We start from the raw sequence: 979 nt of genomic DNA, 5'->3' as shown, positions 1-979 counted from the left end.
ATTAAAAATCGTTAGCTAAACATTACCAGGATTATGACAGGCGAGGGAGTGTCCAATTATGAATTCAAAAAAGCTTTGTTGCATATGTGTGTTATTCTCGCTGCTTGCAGGATGTGCCTCTGAATCTTCTATTGATGAAAAGAAGAAAAAAGCTCAAGTCACACAAAGTAATATTAATAAAAACACTCCCCAGCAACTGACAGACAAAGATTTATTCGGTAATGAAACCACTCTGGCCGTATCCGAAGAGGATATTCAAGCTGCGCTTGATGGAGATGAGTTCCGCGTTCCCCTTAATTCTCCTGTAATACTTGTTCAATCCGGCAACCGCGCACCGGAAACCATTATGCAGGAGGAGATGCGAAAATATTATACTGTTTCCACATTCTCTGGTATCCCGGACAGGCAAAAGCCTCTGACTTGTAACAAAAACAAAGATAAAAATGAGAACGAGGATGTTGCCAGTGCTGAGAATATGAACTGGATGCAGGCACTGCGTTTTGTGGCTGCAAAAGGGCATCAGAAAGCGATTATTGTTTTCCAGGATACGTTGCAGACAGGAAAATATGACTCTGCGCTGAAATCAACAGTATGGTCCGACTATAAAAATGAAAAACTCACCGACGCTATCTCCCTGCGCTACCTGGTACGTTTCACGCTGGTGGATGTGGCAACAGGTGAGTGGGCTACCTGGTCGCCGGTGAATTATGAATATAAAGTGCTTCCACCATTGCCCGACAAGAATGAAGCCAGTACGACTGATATGACAGAGCAGCAAATCATGCAACTTAAGCAAAAGACCTATAAAGCGATGGTAAAAGATTTGGTTAACCGCTATCAATAATAAATTATATCTGCCGCCAGGAATTTCTGGCGGCAATAATACAAAATTCTTTGCATAAGAAATTTTTCTTGACAAAAACAGTGCAAGAAAGGACATGGAATCCGGAGTTAAAAACTGTTTGTTTTAGAATATTTA

The 979-nt window shown here is 41.2% G+C and carries 1 protein-coding gene; it reads left to right on the top strand.

All coding sequences use genetic code 11. The features are described 5' to 3' along the window. The first annotated feature begins 58 nt into the window (after positions 1 to 58). Positions 59 to 844 (top strand): hypothetical protein, encoded by a 786-nt coding sequence (locus E0D98_RS24785; RefSeq protein ID WP_001086139.1) that lies wholly within the window; start codon positions 59 to 61, stop codon positions 842 to 844. The last annotated feature ends 135 nt before the right edge of the window (positions 845 to 979 follow it).

The sequence above is a fragment of the Escherichia sp. KCJ4928 genome (genome assembly GCF_004352695.1).
Lineage (GTDB): Bacteria > Pseudomonadota > Gammaproteobacteria > Enterobacterales > Enterobacteriaceae > ECMA0423.
The sequence above is the reverse complement of the archived record's forward strand: the minus strand, read 5'-3'. Positions and strand labels throughout refer to the sequence as shown.